At 74.7% G+C, this 17,584-nt stretch carries 17 protein-coding genes and 1 pseudogene; 7 read left to right on the forward strand and 11 right to left on the reverse strand.

The genetic code is table 11. The features are described 5' to 3' along the window. Positions 1 to 127: 127 nt before the first annotated feature. Positions 128 to 2,545 carry a SpoIIE family protein phosphatase gene (locus D1J60_RS02085; RefSeq protein ID WP_347147182.1) on the reverse strand — a complete coding sequence of 806 codons (2,418 nt, stop codon included), beginning with the start codon at positions 2,543 to 2,545 and terminating at the stop codon, positions 128 to 130. Positions 2,546 to 2,729: 184 nt separating this feature from the next. On the opposite strand from D1J60_RS02085, the gene D1J60_RS02090 reads away from it, so the two are divergent. Beyond that, positions 2,730 to 3,272, forward strand: coding sequence for a hypothetical protein (locus D1J60_RS02090; RefSeq protein ID WP_125819890.1), 543 nt, complete (start codon positions 2,730 to 2,732; stop codon positions 3,270 to 3,272). 1 nt (position 3,273) lies between these two features. Continuing rightward, positions 3,274 to 3,813 carry a hypothetical protein gene (locus tag D1J60_RS02095; RefSeq protein ID WP_125819891.1) on the forward strand — a complete coding sequence of 180 codons (540 nt, stop codon included), beginning with the start codon at positions 3,274 to 3,276 and terminating at the stop codon, positions 3,811 to 3,813. A gap of 108 nt (positions 3,814 to 3,921) precedes the next feature. Here the strand turns inward: D1J60_RS02095 and D1J60_RS02100 are convergent, their stop codons facing one another. The 4 genes from D1J60_RS02100 to D1J60_RS02115 all read right to left on the reverse strand — a co-directional run bounded on the left by D1J60_RS02100 (position 3,922) and on the right by D1J60_RS02115 (position 7,878). Continuing rightward, positions 3,922 to 4,146, reverse strand: coding sequence for a DUF6213 family protein (locus D1J60_RS02100; RefSeq protein ID WP_007262097.1), 225 nt, complete (start codon positions 4,144 to 4,146; stop codon positions 3,922 to 3,924). A gap of 85 nt (positions 4,147 to 4,231) precedes the next feature. Then, positions 4,232 to 6,352 (reverse strand): xanthine dehydrogenase family protein molybdopterin-binding subunit, encoded by a 2,121-nt coding sequence (locus D1J60_RS02105; protein WP_125819892.1) that lies wholly within the window; start codon positions 6,350 to 6,352, stop codon positions 4,232 to 4,234. Between the two features lie 45 nt (positions 6,353 to 6,397). Then, on the reverse strand, positions 6,398 to 7,390 hold the full coding sequence (locus D1J60_RS02110; protein WP_125819893.1) for a xanthine dehydrogenase family protein subunit M: 993 nt from the start codon (positions 7,388 to 7,390) through the stop codon (positions 6,398 to 6,400). Beyond that, a complete protein-coding gene (locus D1J60_RS02115) occupies positions 7,387 to 7,878 on the reverse strand; it encodes a (2Fe-2S)-binding protein (RefSeq protein WP_125819894.1) in 492 nt (163 codons plus the stop codon). Before D1J60_RS02115 ends, D1J60_RS02110 begins: the two co-directional genes overlap by 4 nt. Positions 7,879 to 8,033: 155 nt before the next feature. Between D1J60_RS02115 and D1J60_RS02120 the strand changes: the two genes are divergently transcribed. Then, a complete protein-coding gene (locus D1J60_RS02120) occupies positions 8,034 to 8,237 on the forward strand; it encodes a CsbD family protein (RefSeq protein ID WP_125819895.1) in 204 nt (67 codons plus the stop codon). A 126-nt stretch (positions 8,238 to 8,363) separates the two neighbouring features. After that, positions 8,364 to 8,900, forward strand: coding sequence for a DUF6328 family protein (locus D1J60_RS02125; protein WP_206436466.1), 537 nt, complete (start codon positions 8,364 to 8,366; stop codon positions 8,898 to 8,900). Between the two features lies 1 nt (position 8,901). Here the strand turns inward: D1J60_RS02125 and D1J60_RS02130 are convergent, their stop codons facing one another. The 3 genes from D1J60_RS02130 to D1J60_RS02140 form a co-directional block, all read right to left on the reverse strand. Further along, positions 8,902 to 9,336, reverse strand: a complete 435-nt coding sequence (locus D1J60_RS02130; RefSeq protein ID WP_125819896.1) for an ATP-binding protein — start codon at positions 9,334 to 9,336, stop codon at positions 8,902 to 8,904. Positions 9,337 to 9,382: 46 nt separating this feature from the next. Next, on the reverse strand, positions 9,383 to 9,706 hold the full coding sequence (locus D1J60_RS02135) for a plasmid stabilization protein (protein WP_125819897.1): 324 nt from the start codon (positions 9,704 to 9,706) through the stop codon (positions 9,383 to 9,385). Between the two features lie 98 nt (positions 9,707 to 9,804). Next, positions 9,805 to 10,527: a uracil-DNA glycosylase family protein gene (locus D1J60_RS02140; protein ID WP_125819898.1), complete on the reverse strand. Its 723-nt coding sequence runs from the start codon at positions 10,525 to 10,527 to the stop codon at positions 9,805 to 9,807. Between the two features lie 60 nt (positions 10,528 to 10,587). On the opposite strand from D1J60_RS02140, the gene katG reads away from it, so the two are divergent. Together katG and D1J60_RS02150 are read left to right on the forward strand one after the other, a co-directional pair. Then, on the forward strand, positions 10,588 to 12,780 hold the full coding sequence (gene katG, locus D1J60_RS02145; protein ID WP_125819899.1) for a catalase/peroxidase HPI: 2,193 nt from the start codon (positions 10,588 to 10,590) through the stop codon (positions 12,778 to 12,780). Between the two features lie 108 nt (positions 12,781 to 12,888). Further along, complete coding sequence (locus tag D1J60_RS02150) at positions 12,889 to 14,037, forward strand: hypothetical protein (RefSeq protein WP_125819900.1); 1,149 nt, start codon at positions 12,889 to 12,891, stop codon at positions 14,035 to 14,037. Between the two features lie 72 nt (positions 14,038 to 14,109). On the opposite strand, the gene D1J60_RS02155 is transcribed toward D1J60_RS02150, so the two are convergent. Together D1J60_RS02155 and D1J60_RS02160 are read right to left on the reverse strand one after the other, a co-directional pair. Further along, positions 14,110 to 15,828, reverse strand: a complete 1,719-nt coding sequence (locus D1J60_RS02155; protein ID WP_125819901.1) for an acyl-CoA dehydrogenase family protein — start codon at positions 15,826 to 15,828, stop codon at positions 14,110 to 14,112. Positions 15,829 to 15,871: 43 nt separating this feature from the next. Further along, positions 15,872 to 16,423 (reverse strand): PadR family transcriptional regulator, encoded by a 552-nt coding sequence (locus D1J60_RS02160; RefSeq protein WP_125819902.1) that lies wholly within the window; start codon positions 16,421 to 16,423, stop codon positions 15,872 to 15,874. Positions 16,424 to 16,514: 91 nt separating this feature from the next. On the opposite strand from D1J60_RS02160, the pseudogene D1J60_RS02165 reads away from it, so the two are divergent. Then, a pseudogene (locus D1J60_RS02165) lies at positions 16,515 to 16,646 on the forward strand (DUF664 domain-containing protein); the annotation flags it as partial. On the opposite strand, the gene D1J60_RS02170 reads toward D1J60_RS02165, so the two are convergent. Beyond that, positions 16,647 to 17,567 carry a DUF1648 domain-containing protein gene (locus tag D1J60_RS02170; RefSeq protein ID WP_125823812.1) on the reverse strand — a complete coding sequence of 307 codons (921 nt, stop codon included), beginning with the start codon at positions 17,565 to 17,567 and terminating at the stop codon, positions 16,647 to 16,649. It lies immediately after the preceding pseudogene. Positions 17,568 to 17,584: the final 17 nt, after the last annotated feature.

Consider the following 17,584-nt stretch of genomic DNA (forward strand, 5'->3'; position numbering starts at 1 on the left):
CGTGCTCCTGTCCTTCTTCGGTGGTCATGTCCGGTGGACGCGATTCTCCCCCATCACCCGGATTTCATGATCACCGGGGGGTCGCCCCCGGCTCCGTCCCGGACCGGCCGCGCCGGGACGCCGCCCCTCAGGCGTCGTCCGGCAGGTGGATGTCGAGAACGCAGATGTCGTCGCGGTTCCCCGGCCGCAGCGCGGCCAGGGAACGGGCGAGGCTGCCACCCCGTCCTTCCCGCAGCAGCCGTACGGCGGACTCGGCCAGCCTGTCGAGCCCCGCCTCGATGTCCTCGCCCGGATCCTCCACCAGACCGTCCGTGTACATCAGCAGGTGGTCCCCGGGAAGCAGCTCGAACGTGTCCTGCCCGTACGAGGAGTCGAAGTCGGCACCCAGCAGGGTGCCGACCGGCTGTGGCAGGAAGCTCGCGACACCGCCCCGGACCAGCAGCGGCGGCAGGTGTCCGGCCCGGACCCAGTTCAGCCGGCGGTCCCCCGGCTGGTAGCAGCCCATGACCATCGTCGCGGTGGCCCCCTGCTGCTCCCCGGCCGTGTGCAGCAGGAGGGTGTTGAGCAGGCGCAGCACGTCCGGCAGGGGAGATCCGGTGATGGTCATCCCCTTGGTGGTGAACCGCAGCTGGGCCATGGTCCCGACCGCGGGCAGACCGTGGCCGGCGACGTCCCCGACGACGAACAGTGCGCTCCGGTCGGGGAGTTCGATTGCCGAGTACCAGTCACCCCCCACGTTGACGCCCCGGTCGGCGGGGACGTAGGCGACGTCGACGCGCAGGCCCGCGAGCTCCAGCGACTGCTGCGCGACGGGGAGCAGCGTGTCCTGGAGCCGGGCGGCGAGGGCCCGTTCGGCCTTCAGCATGCCGCGCTGGACGAGGTTGGCCCGCTCGCTCTCGCGCAGGGCCAGCTCCGCGTCGCGCAGCGCGCTGAGGTCCTGGAAGAAGCCGTGCACCTCGACCGGACTGCCGTCCGCGTCCGTCTGGGCCTCCGCCACGATCCGCAGGTGCCGCACCCCGTGGTCGGTGCCGATCCGGAACGGATGGTCGATCGCCCCGCCGTCGGCCAGCAGCCGCTGCACCGCCGCCGCCAGCCTCGGCAGGTCCTCCGCCAGCAGGTGCAGGGGCAACTCCTCCAGCCTCATCGGGCCCAGCGACGGATCGCGGTCGAAGATCGCGTAGACCTGGTCGGACCACGTGATGGTGTCCGTCACCAGGTTCCAGCTCGCCCAGCCCAGGTTCCCCAGCCGCTGCAGTTCGGCCAGCCGGCGGGTCTCCCGCTCGCTCGTGTCGTGGCGGATCCACGACACCACCAGCCGCTCCCCCAGCCGGGCGGCCCGGACGGAGTACACGGACTGCTGCGGCACCCCGGCGGTGACCTCCTCGTAGACGAACGGTTCGCCCTCGTACACCGCCCCGGTGGTCAGGGTGTCCAGGTACCCCTCCCAGAGGGCGCTGCCCGCGACGGTCGGGTACGTCTCCAGGATCCGCCGCCCGATCAGCTCCTTGCCGCTGCGTCCCGCCACGTCCAGCGACTCGGGCGCGGCGGCATCGATCCGGTAGTCCTCGACCTCCCCCGACGGGGAGCGCAGCGGGGTCAGCAGCACCGCCGGTCCGGAGACGGCGTCCAGGACCGCCTGGACGGAGGCCACGTCCTCGTGCGGCAGGTAGGTCCCGTGCGGACCCCGGTCCTCGCGCAGCGGCACCCCGCAGAGCCGCACGGCCCTGCGCAACAGGGTCCGGGTACGGGCGTCGAAGGCTCCCGGGCGGGTGCGGAAGAACCCGACGACCGTCGTCACCGGCCCGATGGCGGGCACGGGCAGCCAGGCGCGGGAGGGCCACCGCTCGGGCGGGTCCCCGATCAGCAGGTACTGCTCGGCGTCCTGCTCCGGGTCCTCCAGCCACACGGCCTCCCCGGCCGCGATGGCCTCCAGCGCGGCGACGCCGCTGAGCGGGGGGATGTGCCTCCACTGCTCGGCCGTCGCCTCTCCGGCACCCGCCTGGCCCACCAGCTCCAGGCTGCCGGCCAAGGCCACGGTGTAGATCATCACCGCGTCCACGTCCTCCGGTCCGCCGAGTTCCGCGCGCAGCAGCTCCGCGACCTCGTCCGGGGTCCGGACCTCGGCCAGGCCCCGGGCCAGGTGGGCGAGGAGCTGCCGGCTGCCGGCCGGCCGCCCCGCCTCGACGAGGTACCCGCCCGAACGGAACGCCGAGACGTCGGTCTCCGGCGGCGCCGGGGCCGGTTCCGCCGCCCCGTCCCGCCCCCACGGGTGCGGGGAGGCGGGGCCGCGGCCCGCGCGGCCCAGCGTGATCCAGCATTCCTCCAGGAGGCTGCGCCGGTGCTCGGCGGCGCGGTCGGCCAGCAGCTGGTAGGCGGCGTCCGCCGAGACGTCGGCCCGGGCCATCACCACGCCCTTGGCCCGTTCGAGGACGGCCGTCATCGAGACGACGCCCTCGAGGTCCACCACCTCCGCGCGCAGCCTGGCGACGACCTTGGCCAGGGCCAGCACTTCGGGGGCCGCGGCGTCACCGGCGGCAGGAAGCACGGACTCGCCCTCCATAGATCGAGCATGCCACGCGGGCGGTGCCCTGGCCGCGAGCGACGGCCCGCGTCAGCGCGGAGCGCGCCGGCCGGTCCCGGGGGGCGGCCCGGTCCGGCACGAGTTTGTCCCGCACGAGGGTGGGCAGCCGCGCCCATACAGGCGAAAGGCCCCAGGACGGAGGCCCAGGATGTCCACAAGCACACTCATCGCAGTCATCGCCGCCGGGGTGGTCGTGGTGATCGCCCTCGCCGCGATCATGTGGCTGCTGGCCCGGCGGCGGCACCTGCGCGACCGCTTCGGGCCGGAATACGAGCGCACGGTCGAGGAGAAGGGCGGCGCCCTGGCCGCCGAGCGCGAGCTGCGGGCCCGGGAGGCCCGGCACGACCGGCTCGACATCAAGGAACTCCCTCCGGACCGCCGGCGCCAGTACACGGAGCAGTGGACCGGCGTCCAGGAGCACTTCGTGGACCGCCCGGCGGGCGCCGTCGGCGAGGCGGACGACCTGGTCTCCCGGCTGATGCGGGAGCGCGGGTACCCCACCGAGGGCTATCAGGGAGCGGTGCGCGACCTGTCGGTCGAGCACGGCCGCACGCTGGAGCACTACCGGGCGGCGCACGAGGTCAAGACGCGGAGCGTGGACGGCCGGGCGACGACGGAGGAGCTGCGCGGCGCGATGGTGCACTACCGCGCCCTGTTCGACGAACTGCTCACGGATCAGAGGAGCCGATGACATGCGGACGCACGACGCGAACACGAGCGCCGGACACACCCCCCTGAGCACGGAGGACCTCGCGGGCACGGGCGGGGCGGACGGCCGCGGTGCGCCGGTCTACCCCGGCGAGGCGTCCCCGGACACCGGGACGGACGCCGGAACGGACGCCGGGGCCGAGCGCGACGGAGGCCTGGCCGGTACGGGCCTGGCCGGCCGGGACGACGAGGGCCTGGCCGCCCAGGACGAGGAGCCCCTGGGGCGGGAGCCCGTGGAACCGGACGCCGGGGACGGGCAGCCGCTGCTCGCCGCCGAGGAAGCCGAGCGCTACCGCACGCAATGGGCCGAGATCCAGGGCCGCTTCGTCGACGACCCCAAGGACGCCGTCACGTCCGCGGACACCCTGGTGGCCGAGGTCATGCAGAACCTCGCCGGGACCTTCGCCGCGCACAAGCAGGACCTGGAGGGCCAGTGGCAGAGCGGGGACCGCGTACCCACCGAGGAGCTGCGGATGGCGCTCCAGCACTACCGGTCGTTCTTCAACCGGCTGCTGAAGACCTGAGGACCTGAGGACCGCCCCGGGGGCGGCCCGCCGGGCGCAGAACGGCGGGGAGCGCGGAAGCTTCGGCTTCCGCGCTCCCCGCCGTTCTGGCGCGGGTGGCGTGGGGGGCTACTCCGAGGCGCAGCCGATGCATTCGACGTCGATCTGATCGGCGAGCTCGGTCAGGACGTCGGCGAGTTCGGAAACCGTCTCCTCGTCGGCCGGCATCTCGCCCGTCTCGGTGGCGTGCAGCCAGTCCTCGGCCAGCTGCCGCAGCAGCGCGGTGACGTGGTCCGCGGGGATCAGCAGACCGCCGTCGTCCGCGGGAAACAGCGGTATCGAGACCTGGATCATGGGACTCCTCCCGGACGGCTCCTTACCGTCGGCTACCCGCGCTGGGCGAGGACAACCGTCAGCGGCCGCTCGGCCGTGGCCGGGCTCAGCCGCCGTCCGGGCCTTCGCCGGCCGCCAGGGCGGCCAGGACCCGGTCGGGGGTGAGGGGCAGTTCGCGGATGCGGCGGCCGGTCGCCCGGGCGAAGGCGTTGCCGATGGCGGCGGCCGCTCCCACCGTGCCGATCTCGCCGATCCCCTTGCTGCCCATCGGGTCGAGGTGCTTGTCGTGCTCGTCGACCCAGTGCGCCTCGATGTCGGGCACGTCCGCGTGCACCGGCACGTGGTACGAGGCCAGGTCCCGCGCGGTGAAGTCCCCGTGCACCGGGTCCAGCGGGGAGTGCTCGGTCAGCGCCATCCCCAGGCCCATCACCATGCCGCCGACGAACTGGGAGCGAGCCGTCAGCGGGTTGAGGATGCGGCCGGCCGCGAAGACGCCCAGCATGCGCAGCACCCGTACCTCGCCGGAGACCGGGTCGACCGACACCTCGGCGAACTGGGCGCCGAAGGCGTGCCGGGCGTACGGCGAGCGCTGTTTGACGGCCGCCGTGGTGTCGGCGGACGCGCACAGGCCGCCCTCGGGTACCTTCCCGTCGCGCCGCGCGAGTTTCAGCGCGAGGGCGCGGCAGGCCTCGTGCACCGCCCACCCCCAGGACCCGGTGCCGGACGAGCCGCCCGCCACCGACGCCGGGGGCAGGTCCGAGTGTCCGACCACGCTCGCCACCCGGTCGGCGGGCACGCCCAGCGCGTCCGCCGCCACCATGGCCAGGACGGTCCGCGCGCCGGTCCCGATGTCGGTGGCGGCCACCTCCACCCGGTAGCTGCCGTCCGGCAGGGCGTGCGCCAGGGCCTGGCAGGGGGCCAGGTACACCGGGTACGTGGACGCGGCCACGCCCGCACCGGTCAGCAGGCCGTCCCGGGTGCGCGGGCCGCGGGTGTCCGGCCAGCCGAAGCGCCGTGCTCCCTCGCGCAGGCAGGCGACCAGGCCGCGGCTGCTGTACGGGCGCCCGCTGTCCGGTTCGGCGTTGGGCTCGTTGCGCACGCGCAGCTCGACGGGGTCCACGCCCACGGCGTCGGCCAGTTCGTCCATCGCCGATTCCAGCGCGTACATGCCGGGCGTCTCCCCCGGTGCCCGCATCCACGAGGGGGTGGGCACGTCGAGCGGGACGACGCGGTGCGCGGTGAGCAGGCCGGGGGCCGCGTACATGACCCGGGAGGGTACGGCCGCCTGTTCGACGAACTCGCGGATGCGCGAGGTGTGGGTGGTGATCTCGTGCGCGAGGGCCGTGAGGGTGCCGTCGGGCCGCGCCCCCAGGCGCAGCCGGTGCAGGGTGGGGGCGCGGTGGCCCACGACGGCGGGCAGGTGGGCGCGGGGCAGCGCGAGCTTGACGGGCCGGCCGGTGTGCCGGGCCGCCATCACGGCGAGCACGACGTGCGGGCGGGGCGTGCCCTTGCAGCCGAAGCCGCCGCCCACGTGCTCCGAGTGCACGGTGACGCGCTCCTCGGCCAGGCCGAACAGTGAGGCGAGGACGGTGCGCACGAGCCCGGCCCCCTGGCTGGAGTCGTACACGGTCAGCCGTTCCCCGTCGGCGTCCCAGACGGCGGTGGCGGCGTGCGGCTCCATGGGGTGGTTGTGCAGCGGGGGCACCGCGTAGCGGAGGTCGAGGCGGACCGGGGCGGCCTCGTACGCGGCGAGCGCGTCGCCCCGCTCGCGGCGTGCCGGGTAGCCGCCGTTGACCTGCTCGGGCTCGTAGGCGCCGGGGTGGCCTTCGTGCAGACGGACGTCGGGGGCCGCGCCGGCGGTGTCGTACGTGACGGACACGGCCTCGGCGGCGGCGCGGGCGCGCTCGGGGGTGTCGGCGACGGCGAGGGCGACGTACCAGCCGTGGTGGGGTACCCGGTCGTCCTGGAGCAGCCGCAGCTCGCCGTCCTCGGTGGGTCCGAGCCGGGGCGCGTCGGCGGCGGTGAGGACGGCCGCGACCCCGGGCAGCGCCGCGGCGGCGGCCGTGTCCACGCGGACCGTCCGGCCGGCGGCCACGGTGGCCGGCACCGGCCAGGCGTACAGGCAGCCGGGCGGGGTGTGGTCGGCGGCGTAGCGGGCGGCGCCGGTGACCTTCAGCGCGGCTTCCCGCCGAGGGGCGGGCGAGCCGAGCGCGGGGGTGCCTTCCATGGTCCGTCTCCTCTTTCCTGTCGCTCCCCGCCCGGCCGGCGGGGCTCAGTCCCGCGCGGGCCCGGCGAGCCCGGCCAGTACGTGGCGGGCGAGGTTGCCGGCGAGGAGCACCTTGAAGGCGTTGTCGCGCAGCGGGCGGGCCGCCGCGAGTTCGGCGTCCACGGCCGCGCGGACGGCCTCGGCCGTGGGCCGCTCGCCCAGCAGGCGTTCCTCGGCCGCCCGGGCCCGCCAGGGCCGGTGCGCCAGCCCGCCGAAGGCGAGCGCGATCCGTGACACCAGGCCGTCCCGGGTCTCCAGGACCGCGGCCACCGAGGCGAGCGCGAAGGCGTACGAGGCCCGGTCGCGGGCCTTGCGGTACGCGCTGGGCGCGCCGAAGGCTCCGGGCGGCAGCAGGACCGCGGTGACGAGTTCGCCGTGCCGCAGGGTGGTGTCCTGGTCGGGCCGCTCTCCGGGCAGTCGCAGGAAGCCGTCGAGCGGCACCGTGCGGATGCCGTCGGCGCCGGTGACCTCCACCTCGGCGTCCAGTGCGCTCAGCGCCACCGCGAGGTCGGAGGGGTGGGTGGCGACGCAGAGCGGGGAGTGGCCGAGCACGGCGTGTTCGCGGTTGACGCCGTCGAGGGCCGCGCAGCCGCTGCCGGGGTCGCGTTTGTTGCAGGGCTTGGACACGTCCTGGAAGTAGCCGCACCGGGTGCGCTGGAGCAGGTTGCCGCCGGTGGTCGCGGCGTTGCGCAGCTGTCCCGAGGCGCCCGACAGCAGGGCCTGGGCGAGGACCGGGCAGCGGGCCCCGGCGAGGGGGTGTGCGGCGAGGTCGGTGCCGCGGACTCCGGCGCCGACGCGTACGCCGCCCGGGGCGGTGGCCTCGACCCCGGCGGGGAGCAGCCGGGCGACGTCCACGAGGGTGTCGGGGCGGGCGACGCCGAGCTTCATGAGGTCGACGAGGTTGGTGCCGCCGGCCAGGTAGGCGGAGCCGGGCCGGCCGCCGTGGGCCTCGGCCGCCTCGGCGAGGCTCGCGGGGCGGACGTAGCGGAAGGGCTTCACGTGATCACGTCCCGTACGGCGTCGACGATGCGCGGGTAGGCGCCGCAGCGGCACAGGTTGCCGCTGAGGCGCTCGGCGACGGCCTCGCGGGTCGCCTCCGCGCCGTCCGCCGCCAGTTCGGCGAGCATCCCGACGGCCGAGCAGAGCTGGCCGGGCGTGCAGAAGCCGCACTGGAGGGCGTCGCGGGCGACGAACGCCTCCTGGAGGGGGTGCGGGCGCCCGTCCTCGTCGGCGAGGCCCTCGACGGTGGTGACCTGTGCGCCGTCGTGGGCGACGGCGAGCAGCAGGCAGCTGTTGAGGCGCCGGCCGTCGACGAGGACGGTGCACGCCCCGCACTGGCCGTGGTCGCAGCCCTTCTTCGCGCCGGTGAGGTCCAGCCGCTCGCGGAGCGCGTCGAGCAGGGTCGTGCGGTGGTCCAGGTCGAGTGCGTGGCGTTCGCCGTTGACGTGGAGCGTGACCTGCGAGTGCGTGGCCTCCTGGCCGTCCATGACGAAGCGCCTGCCTCTCCTCGCGGTTCCCCCGTCCCCTGGCGTCTAACCGGCTGGGGGTGCGCCGCAACGCTTCGGCGTCCGGTTCCACCCGATCGGGTTCGGACGGCGGAACCTGGGCAGGCGCGGGACGAGGCTGTTGAAAGGAGTCCGCCATGGCTGAGAAGGCCAAGGGCAAGATGGAGCAGGCGAAGGGCAAGGCGAAGGAAACCCTCGGCAAGGTGTCCGGCAACGACCGGATGAAGGCCGAGGGCAAGGTCGACCAGGCCAAGGGCAAGGCCCAGGAAGCCGCGGGCAAGGCCGACCAGAGCGTGCGCGGAGTCGGCGACTCGCTGCGCGGCCGCCGCCACGGCACCTGACCCCTCACGCCCCGTACTCACGTGCCCCCCGGCCGGTCCCGGCCGGGGGGCACGCGCCACATCAGGAGGTGTCCCAGGTGTCGGCCATGGAGCTGGATCCGGGGGCCCGGACCGCGGCGGTGTCCCGTGATCGCCCGGGCGTCGAACGTGGGGCAGCGCCGGGAGACGTGTGACGAGCGCGCCGACCGGCTGTGGCTGGAGCCGATGCACGAGGTACGCGTCGTGCTGACCGCCGTCCAGCTGCTGCTGGCGTTCCTGCTCGCGGTGGCGTTCACCCCCGCGTTCGGGCACCTGGGCGGGACGGACCGGCTGCTCTACGTGGTGTGCGGGCTGTGCGGTGTCGGCGCCATGGCGGCGCTGACGGGGCTGGTGGCCCTGCACCGCCTGGTGACGGGGCTGAGGCTGAAGCCGGAGACGGTCGCCTGGGCGTCCCGGCTCGTCACGGCGGGCATGGCCCTGCTGCCGGCGATGACCTCCCTGGGCATCCTGGTGCTGCTGCGCCAGGTCACGGCCCGGGGCACGGCCCTGCTCCTCGACGCGGGGCTGGCTCTGTGGTGCGGGGTGTGCTGGCTGGTCCCGGCCGCCCTGCTGCGGCGCCGTCCCCGCCCGGACACCCGTCCGGCGGCGGTGCCCGAGGCCCGCCGCCGGACGGGTGTCCGGTGAGTCAGCCCCCGAGGGAGCCCCGGGCGACGTGTACGTGGATCGTCTTGCCCGCGGGCGGTCCGTGGTGGTGGCGGATCTCCACGTCGGTGGAGATCCGGTTGACCAGGTGCCAGCCCCAGCCGCCCTCGCCCTGCTGATCGGGCCGGCGGGCCAGCGGCTCCTCGCGGCTGCCGTCCGTGACCTCGATGTCGATCCCGTCGGAGCGCAGCCGCATGTCCAGCGTGCAGCGGCCGCCGGCGTGGCGGACGGCGTTGGTGACGAGTTCGCTGACCACCAGCAGGGCGGCGTCGAGGACCGGTGCCGGGAACGGGTGGCCGCCGCCGGCGGGCGGGTCGAGGAAGGCGCGGGCCGCATGACGGGCGTCGGCGGCGGCGCTCTCCCCGTGCAGGGGCAGGTGGAGCGTCGCCGGGTTCGGGTGGGCCGGATGCGGAGGCATGGAAATCGTCTCCCCGACGTGCCTCGTGTCGTGGTGCGTCGGCGCGTCAGTGGCCGAGGGCGCGTTTCAGCTCGGACTTGTCCATCTTCGAGCGGCCCTCGATGTTCCTCTGCTTGGCCTCGTTGTAGAGCTGCTCCTTGGTGGGGCCCTGCGAACCGCTGTGCGAGCGCTGCCCGCCCCGCTTGGAGGAGGAGGTGTCCTGGGTGGAGGAGCGGCTGGCGGTCTTCGACTCGCCGGAGCGGGCCCGTTCCTTGTTGACCGTCCGCGCCGCGATCTCCTTGGCGCGGTCCGTGCTCTCGCCGCGCTGTTCGGCGCTCTCCTTGATGTGCTCGTACTGGCGTTCTCGCTTGGGGCTGGATCCGCGGGGCATGGCCCCCTCCTCTTCGTGTCGGTATGCGTGGGCGGACCCGGCGGATCCGGGTCCACGCCGTTCGCCTGCCCGGGTGCGGACGGCTCATTCAGCCGCGCTCAGGCCCCCGGCCGTCCCAGCGCGACGGCCGCCACGGACAGGTCCGCGACCAGGCCCGCGAAGGCCGCCGCGCGGTCCCGGGACCGCAGCACCGCCGACGGGTGGACCGTGGCCAGCAGCCGCCCCGGCGCCGCGCCCTCCCCCGGGCCGGCCGGCGGGGGCATCGGCACGAGCTGGCCGCGGCTCTCGCCCACCCGGAACGAGGAGCCCAGCAGGGCCTTGCCGGCGGTGCCTCCCAGCAGCACCAGCACCTCGGGGGCGACCAGCCGCAGTTCCTCCAGGAGCCACGGCCGCTTGAAGTGCTTGACCACATTGGTCAGGTACGCGCCCTCGTCCCCGAGCCCGGCCTCGTCGAGGGCCTCGCGCAGCAGGCGGCCCGCCGGACCCACGAAGGGTTCACCCCGCAGGTCCTCCTGGTCGCCGGGCTGCTCGCCGACGAGCATCAGCCGCGCGCGGGCGGGGCCCGTGCCGAAGACGGTCTGGGTGGCGTCCCGGAAGAGGGGGCACCCCCGGCAGCCGGCGGCGGCCCGCTTCGGGTTCCGCAGGCCTCCCCCCTCGGGGAGGCAGGGGCGGGCGTCGTACTCCTGTCCGGCGGCCCGGCTCCGGCGGCGGCCCTCACCCGTTCGGCCCCCTCGGGGCCCGCGGCCAGGATGCCCGTGTTCCTGCCCCGGCGAGGTGCCCTGCGTGTTCTGTCCGCCGCACGGGTCACAGTGCGCGACCATACGGACGCCGAGAGCAAGCAGCCCGCAGGTGGAGACACCGAGACAGGAAGAAGGACGGACGTGTCCGGCAGCGAAAGCGAGAACCCCGCAATCCCCTCCCCGGCCGCGACGCCGACCCGCCGCCCCATGACGAACCGGGACTGGTGGCCGAACCAGCTGGACCTGCAGGTTCTCCACCAGCACTCCCCCCGGGCGAACCCGATGGGCGAGGACTTCGACTACGCGAGGGAATTCACGGGCCTGGACGTCGAGGCCCTGAAGCGGGACGTCATCGAGGTCATGACGGCCTCGCAGGACTGGTGGCCCGCCGACTACGGCCACTACGGGCCGCTCTTCATCCGGATGAGCTGGCACGCGGCGGGCACGTACCGGATCGCCGACGGCCGCGGCGGCGGCGGTTCCGGCGCGCAGCGCTTCGCCCCCCTCAACAGCTGGCCGGACAACGCGAGCCTCGACAAGGCGCGCCGCCTGCTGTGGCCGGTCAAGCAGAAGTACGGCCGGAAGGTCTCCTGGGCGGACCTCCTCGTCTTCGCCGGGAACTGCGCCATGGAGTCCATGGGGTTCAGGACGTTCGGCTTCGGGTTCGGCCGGGAGGACATCTGGGAGCCGGAGGAGATCTTCTGGGGCTCCGAGGACACCTGGCTCGGCGACGAGCGCTACAGCGGCGACAGGGAGCTGACCGGCCCGTTCGGTGCCGTGCAGATGGGGCTGATCTACGTCAATCCGGAGGGGCCGAACGGAAACCCGGACCCCGTCGCCGCCGCCAGGGACATCCGGGAGACGTTCGGGCGCATGGCGATGAACGACGAGGAGACCGTCGCCCTGATCGTGGGCGGGCACACGTTCGGCAAGTGCCACGGCGCGGTCGATCCCGAATACGTCGGCCCCGAGCCCGAGGCCGCGCCCATCGAGCAGCAGGGGCTCGGCTGGACGAACTCGTCCGGTACCGGCGTGGGCGTCGACACGATCACCAGCGGCCTGGAGGGCGCCTGGACGACCGAGCCGACGAAGTGGGACAACGGCTACCTGGACAACCTGTTCCGCTACGACTGGGAGCTGACCCGCAGCCCGGCCGGCGCGCAGCAGTGGACGCCGACGGATCCCGCGGCCCGGGACACGGTGCCGGACGCGCACGACCCGGCGCGCCGGCACGCCCCGATGATGCTGACGACGGACCTCGCGCTGAAGGTGGACCCGGTCTACGGCCCGATCGCGAGGAGCTTCCACGAGGACCCGGCCAAGCTCGCGGACGCCTTCGCCCGTGCCTGGTACAAGCTGCTGCACCGCGACATGGGTCCCGTCTCGCGCTACCTCGGCCCGTGGATCCCCGAGCCGCAGCTGTGGCAGGACCCGGTCCCCGCCGTCGACCACGCGCTGGTCGGGGACGCCGAGATCGCCGACCTCAAGGCCCGGGTGCTCGGCTCGGGTCTGTCCGTCTCCCAGCTGGCCGCCACGGCCTGGGCCGCGGCCGCGTCCTTCCGCGGCACCGACATGCGGGGCGGCGCCAACGGCGGCCGGATCCGGCTCGCGCCGCAGAAGGACTGGGAGGCCAATGCCGGGGCCGAGGTGTCGGGGACGGTGGCGGCCCTCGACCGGATCCGGCAGGACTTCAACGCCGCGCAGAGCGGCGGGAAGAAGGTGTCCCTCGCCGACCTGATCGTCCTGGGCGGCTGCGCGGCCGTCGAGAAGGCGGCCAAGGACGCCGGGCACCCGGTGACGGTGCCGTTCGCGCCGGGGCGTACCGACGCCTCCCAGGAGCAGACCGACGTGGAGTCGTTCGCCGTGCTCGAACCCAGGGCGGACGGGTTCCGCAACTACCTCCGGGCGGGAGAGAAGCTGTCGCCGGAGACGCTCCTGCTGGACCGGGCCAACATGCTGACGCTGACCGCACCGGAGATGACGGTGCTGACGGGCGGCATGCGGGCGCTGGACGCCGGCTTCCGGGGCGCCCGGCACGGCGTCCTCACCGACCGGCCGCAGGCGCTGACCACCGACTTCTTCGTGAACCTGCTGGACATGGCGACGGAGTGGACGGCCTCGGCCACGGACGAGAACGTGTTCGAGGGGCGGGACCGCGCCACGGGCGAGGTCAGGTGGACGGCGACGGCGGTCGACCTCGTCTTCGGCTCGCACTCCCAGCTGCGGGCCCTGTGCGAGGTGTACGCGTCACAGGACGCGGGCGAGAAGTTCGTGCGCGACTTCGTGGCGGCGTGGGACAAGGTGATGACCCTGGACCGCTTCGACCTCGCGTGACCCGGCCCGGCCGGCCCCCCGCGGGCCGGCCGGTGGGCACGCCCCCGGCGGGCGGCGCATCCTGGGAGGAGGACCCCGCGTGCCTTACCGAACCCCTTGGGGGACGTCATGGAACTGGGTTTCCTCAAACCGCTCTTCTCCCGCCCCGGCCCCTGGGCCTCCGTGTACGTGGAAGGCAGCCGCGCGACGGAGGACGCGCAGCGGATCCGGGCCCTGCGCGAGCGGGCCGTCGCCGCACAGCTGATCGACGCGGGCGCCGACGCCTACACCGTCCGGGCCGTGGTGAACCGGCTCCTCGGGGAGCCGGTCAGCGGGGCGCCGCCCGGCCGGGCGCTGTTCGCCTCGGGCGCCGAGGTCCTGCTGGACGTGCCGCTGGCCAAGGCGCCGGCGGCCACCGAGGCGACCTGGACCGTGCTGCCGCACATCGCCCCGTTGGCCGGGCTGCGCGGGGAGGAGCCGGCCTGCCTGGTGGCGTACCTCGACCGCGCGGGCGCCGATCTGGAACTGCGCGAGGGCACTCGCCGTACGGCCCTGGGCCGGGTGCGGGGCAGCGGGGAGCAGGACCGGGGGCACCGGGGCGTGCCGACGGACCGGTACGAGTGGCACTACCGGAACCGGGCCGAGAACGCCTGGCACGAGACGGCCGGGGCCGTCGCCGCCGAGCTGTCCCGGCAGTGGCACGGGAGCGGCGCCGGGCTGCTGGTGCTGGCCGGCGACGCCCGGGAGCGGCGGGCCGTCCACGGCCGGCTGCCGGAACCGATGCGGGCGGTGGCCGTCGAGGCAGATGGCGGCGGGCGCTCGCCGGGCGCCTCCCGCGAGGTCCTCGAACGGGAGATCGCGCGGGTGCGCGAGGGCTTCGCGCGCGAGCGGCTGGAAGCCGCCCTGGAACGGTTCCGCGCGGGCCGGGGCCGGCCCGGCGAGCACCGGGAGTCCACCGTGGACACCGGACCGGGCCAGGCCGCCGAGGGCATGCCGGCGGTGGTGGACGCGGTCCGCAGCCACCAGGTGGCGACGCTGCTGCTCGGGCCGGAGGGCTCCGACGCGGGGCGGGAGGTGTGGATCGGGCCCGGCGTGGACGAGGTCGCGGTGCAGCGCGGCCAGGCCCGGGCGATGGGCGTCGGCAAGCCGGTACGGGCCCGCGCGGACGACGCGCTGCTGCGCTCCGCGGCGGCGGCCGGCTGCGAGGTCCTCGTCGTCCCGGCGGGCATGCCGGGACCGGCGGGCGGGGTGGGGGCGGTGCTGCGCTGGACGGTGTGACGACCACGGGGGCCACCCGCCGCCGGCCGGCAGCGGGTGGCCCTGTGGTGTGTGGTCGGCTCGGGTCGGGGGCTAGGGGGCCATCTCGTAGGCCCCGGACAGCGCCTCGACGCGCTGCCAGATCCGCGCCGCGCGGGCCTCGTCGACGACCGGACGGCGTACGGCGCCCAGCGCCCAGGCCTGCTGCGCTTCGGTGGCGGAGTCCTTGCCGTGCAGTTCGACGGCGTGGCCGGAGAAGTCGCGGACGAGGACGGAGAACAGCTCGTCGAGGACGTCCGGGTCCAGGTCCGTCAGGCGGGCCTGTTCCAGGATCAGCTGGGCGTGCACGACCAGGGCGAAGAGCTGGCCGACGGAGAGGAGGAAGTCGAGGTCGCGGCTCTGCTCCTCGTCGGGGGCGGTGGTGGCGACGAACTCGCACAGGGCGTCGGCCTGTTCGCGGAACCGGGCCACGTTCGCCACGTCGGCGTATGCGTCGAAGGCGGGCCGCCAGTCGTGGAAGCGTACGGAGCCCAGGCCGCGGGCCGGGCCCTGCCGGAAGAGGAAGTCGTCGTCGGCCGCGTCGAGGCGGGTGGGCACGGCCGGGTAGTCGACCGGCTCCAGCAGGTGGTTGCGCATGAACTTGAGGATCAGCGCGAGGTTGACGTGGACGGTGCCCTCGAGCTTGGGCAGGCTGCGGATCTCGACCGCCGCCTCGGCGAAGTAGGTGTCCTTCTCGAAGCCCTTGGCCGCGATGACGTCCCACATGAGGTCGATGACCTTCTCGCCCTCGGTGGTCACCTTCATCTTCGTCATCGGGTTGAAGAGGAGGTAGCGGCGGTCGTCGGGGCCGGCGGAGCGGAAGTAGTCGACGGCGCGGTCACTGAACAGCTTCATGCCGACGAGGCGGACGTAGGCGTCGGCCAGTTCGCGCCGCACGTGCGGGAAGGCGGTGACGGGGCGGCCGTAGAGGATGCGGTTCTGGGCGTGGGTGACGGCCTCGTACATCGCGTGCTCGCAGATGCCGATGGAGGCGGTGCAGAGGTTGAACTTGCCGACGTTGACGGTGTTGAGGGCGGCGTCGAAGGCGGCGCGTCCGGTGTGCAGGACGTCGGCGGCGGCCACCGGGTAGTCCTCCAGGCGGAACTCGCTGACGTACTTGGAGGAGTCGACGACGTTGCGCACCAGGTGGTAGGCCGGGTGGCGGCTGTCGGCGGCGAAGAAGACGTACCCGTCCGGGCCCTCGACGTCGGTGCGGCGGCCGAAGACGGAGACCAGGCCGGCGGCGTTGCCGTTGCCGATGTAGTACTTGGAGCCGCTCGCGCGGAAGCCGCCGTCGGCGGACGGCTCCAGCAGCATGTCGGTGGAGTAGATGTCGGCGCCGTGGGTCCGCTCGGACAGGCCGAACGCGAACACCTCTCCCTGGGTGAGGAGTTCGGCGGCGCGGGCGCGGGCGTCGGCGTTCTGGCTCTGCCAGACCGGGCCGAGGCCGAGGATGGTGACCTGCCAGGCGTACCAGTAGTCCAGGCCGTAGAAGCCGAGGATCTCGTTGAGGGCGGCGATCCGGGCGGTGTCCCAGCGCTGGTCCTCCCGTCCGGCGGCGGATGCCGGGGTCAGGAAGGTGGCGAACAGGCCCTCCTTGGCGGCGAAGGCGAGGAACTCCCCGAGCCAGGCGCGGGAGCGGTAGTCCTCGATCAGCTTGCGCTTGCCGCGCTCCTCGAACCAGTCGACGGTGGCGCGCAGCAGGCGGCGGGTCTCGGGGTCGAAGTGCGCGGGGTCGTAGGTGCGCGGGTTGAAGAGCAGGGAGTCGGCCATGAGGGGTCGCCTTCCGTGGTGTGGATGGTGGGTGCCGCGTGTGTCAGGCGCCGAGGCGGCGGAGGGTGGCGAGGACGTCGTCGAGCCAGGCGATCGTCATCCGCTCGTAGGCGATGCCGCCGCGCAGTACGGCGTGCTGGAGCTCCTGCCCGGCGTCGAGCGGGGCGGGGGCCTCGGGGCCGGTGAAGTCGCGCAGCTCCCCGGCGAGGTAGTGCGCGAGCCGTTCACCGTGCACCCGGTGGTGCCGTTCGACCTCGCGGATCAGCGCGGCCGGGTCGTCGAAGGCGGCCCCGCGGATCTTGACGGCGAGGTCGTGGCGCATGCTCTCGGGCTCGATCGGCTCGTGCAGCCAGCGCGAGAGCGCCGCCCGGCCGGGCCCGGCGACGGAGTACTCCTTCTTGTCCGGCCGCCCCTGCTGCGCCACCGCGCGGGCGGTGAGCAGCCCGTCGCGCTCCATACGGCCCAGGACGCGGTAGATCTGCTGGTGGGTGGCGGTCCAGAAGTAGCCGATGGACCGGTCGAACCGGCGGGCCAGTTCGTATCCGGAGCCGGGCATCTCCAGCAGGGAGACGAGGATCGCGTGGTCGAGCGCCATGCCCCCGATCCTCTTATGCAACTCGTTGCATAGACAAGTCCCGGGCCCCGGGTGAGACGCGGCTCACCCGCCGGCGCGAGGGCCTGGACCCCGAGCGGCTCGCCCGGCGGGCGGTCCCGCCGCGGTCCGGGAGCTGATGGTGCACCGGATCGAGGAGTACGCCCGCCACTGCGGGCACGCCGACCTGCTGCGCGAGTGCGTGGACGGCCGGGTCGGCCAGTAGTCAGCGGGCCCGCGCGGCCAGGGAGTTCAGCAGGGCCGCGCCCCGCTCCGCGTCCCCGACGCTGACGGCGAAGTCGGCGCCCCTGCGGGGGTGGACGACCAGGCACTCGCCCGCCCGGAGCATCACCGTCGTCCCCTTGCCGCCGAGCCGGTACCCCCAGCCGCCCACCTGGGCGGGGGTCCGGTGCTCCGCGTACGCCGACTCGATGTCCTCGGCCCGCCAGCGGCGGACCGGCAGGCCCAACGGGCCGAAGGCCACTTCGAGGCCCCGGTCGCTGACGCGCACCCGTACGGAGGAGCAGGCCAGGACGGCGAGCGACGCGAACGCCAGGGGGGCCATGAGCGCCCACGGCGGGGCGACCAGGCCCGCGACGGCCGCCAGGGCGGCGGCGAGCGCGCCCGCCCCGGTCAGGGCCGCGAGGGCCAGCAGCCAGGGGTTCGCCGTGCGGGAGAGCCATACGAGGGTCTCGCCGGCCGGTATCTCCATGCCCGGCGCACCACCCGCCGGCCGGGCCGCCGGGGTGGAACCGTTCCGGGTCGCCGCCCGGGCGGCAAGGCCCGCGACCGCGGCCGCCACCGTGGCCGTCACGGCCACCGCGAGGTTCACCGAGCCCGCCCGGTGCCAGTCCGTGCGGTCCAGGTTCGCCCGGACCACCCCGGCCTGCGCGCCGACGAGGAAGACGGCCCCCGCCGCCAGCGTGGCGTGCGCCGCCGCGCTCCCGCGCGGGCGGACGAGGCCGAGGGCGAGGAGGGCGAGGGCCACCCAGACGAGGGCCGGCAGGACCGCCGCGGCCCACAGCGGCATCGAGCCGTCCGGGCCGCCCGAGTCCCCGCTCCAGTGGGTCGCGAGCCGGTCCGGCAGCCGGCCGCTCGCCACCCAGGGCAGGGCGACGAGCACAGCGGACGGCCCCGCCACCCACATCGCGCCGGTCCCCCACC

Origin of the sequence: Streptomyces sp. W1SF4, assembly GCF_003950035.1 — a bacterium.
Classification (GTDB): Bacteria; Actinomycetota; Actinomycetes; order Streptomycetales; family Streptomycetaceae; genus Streptomyces; species Streptomyces racemochromogenes.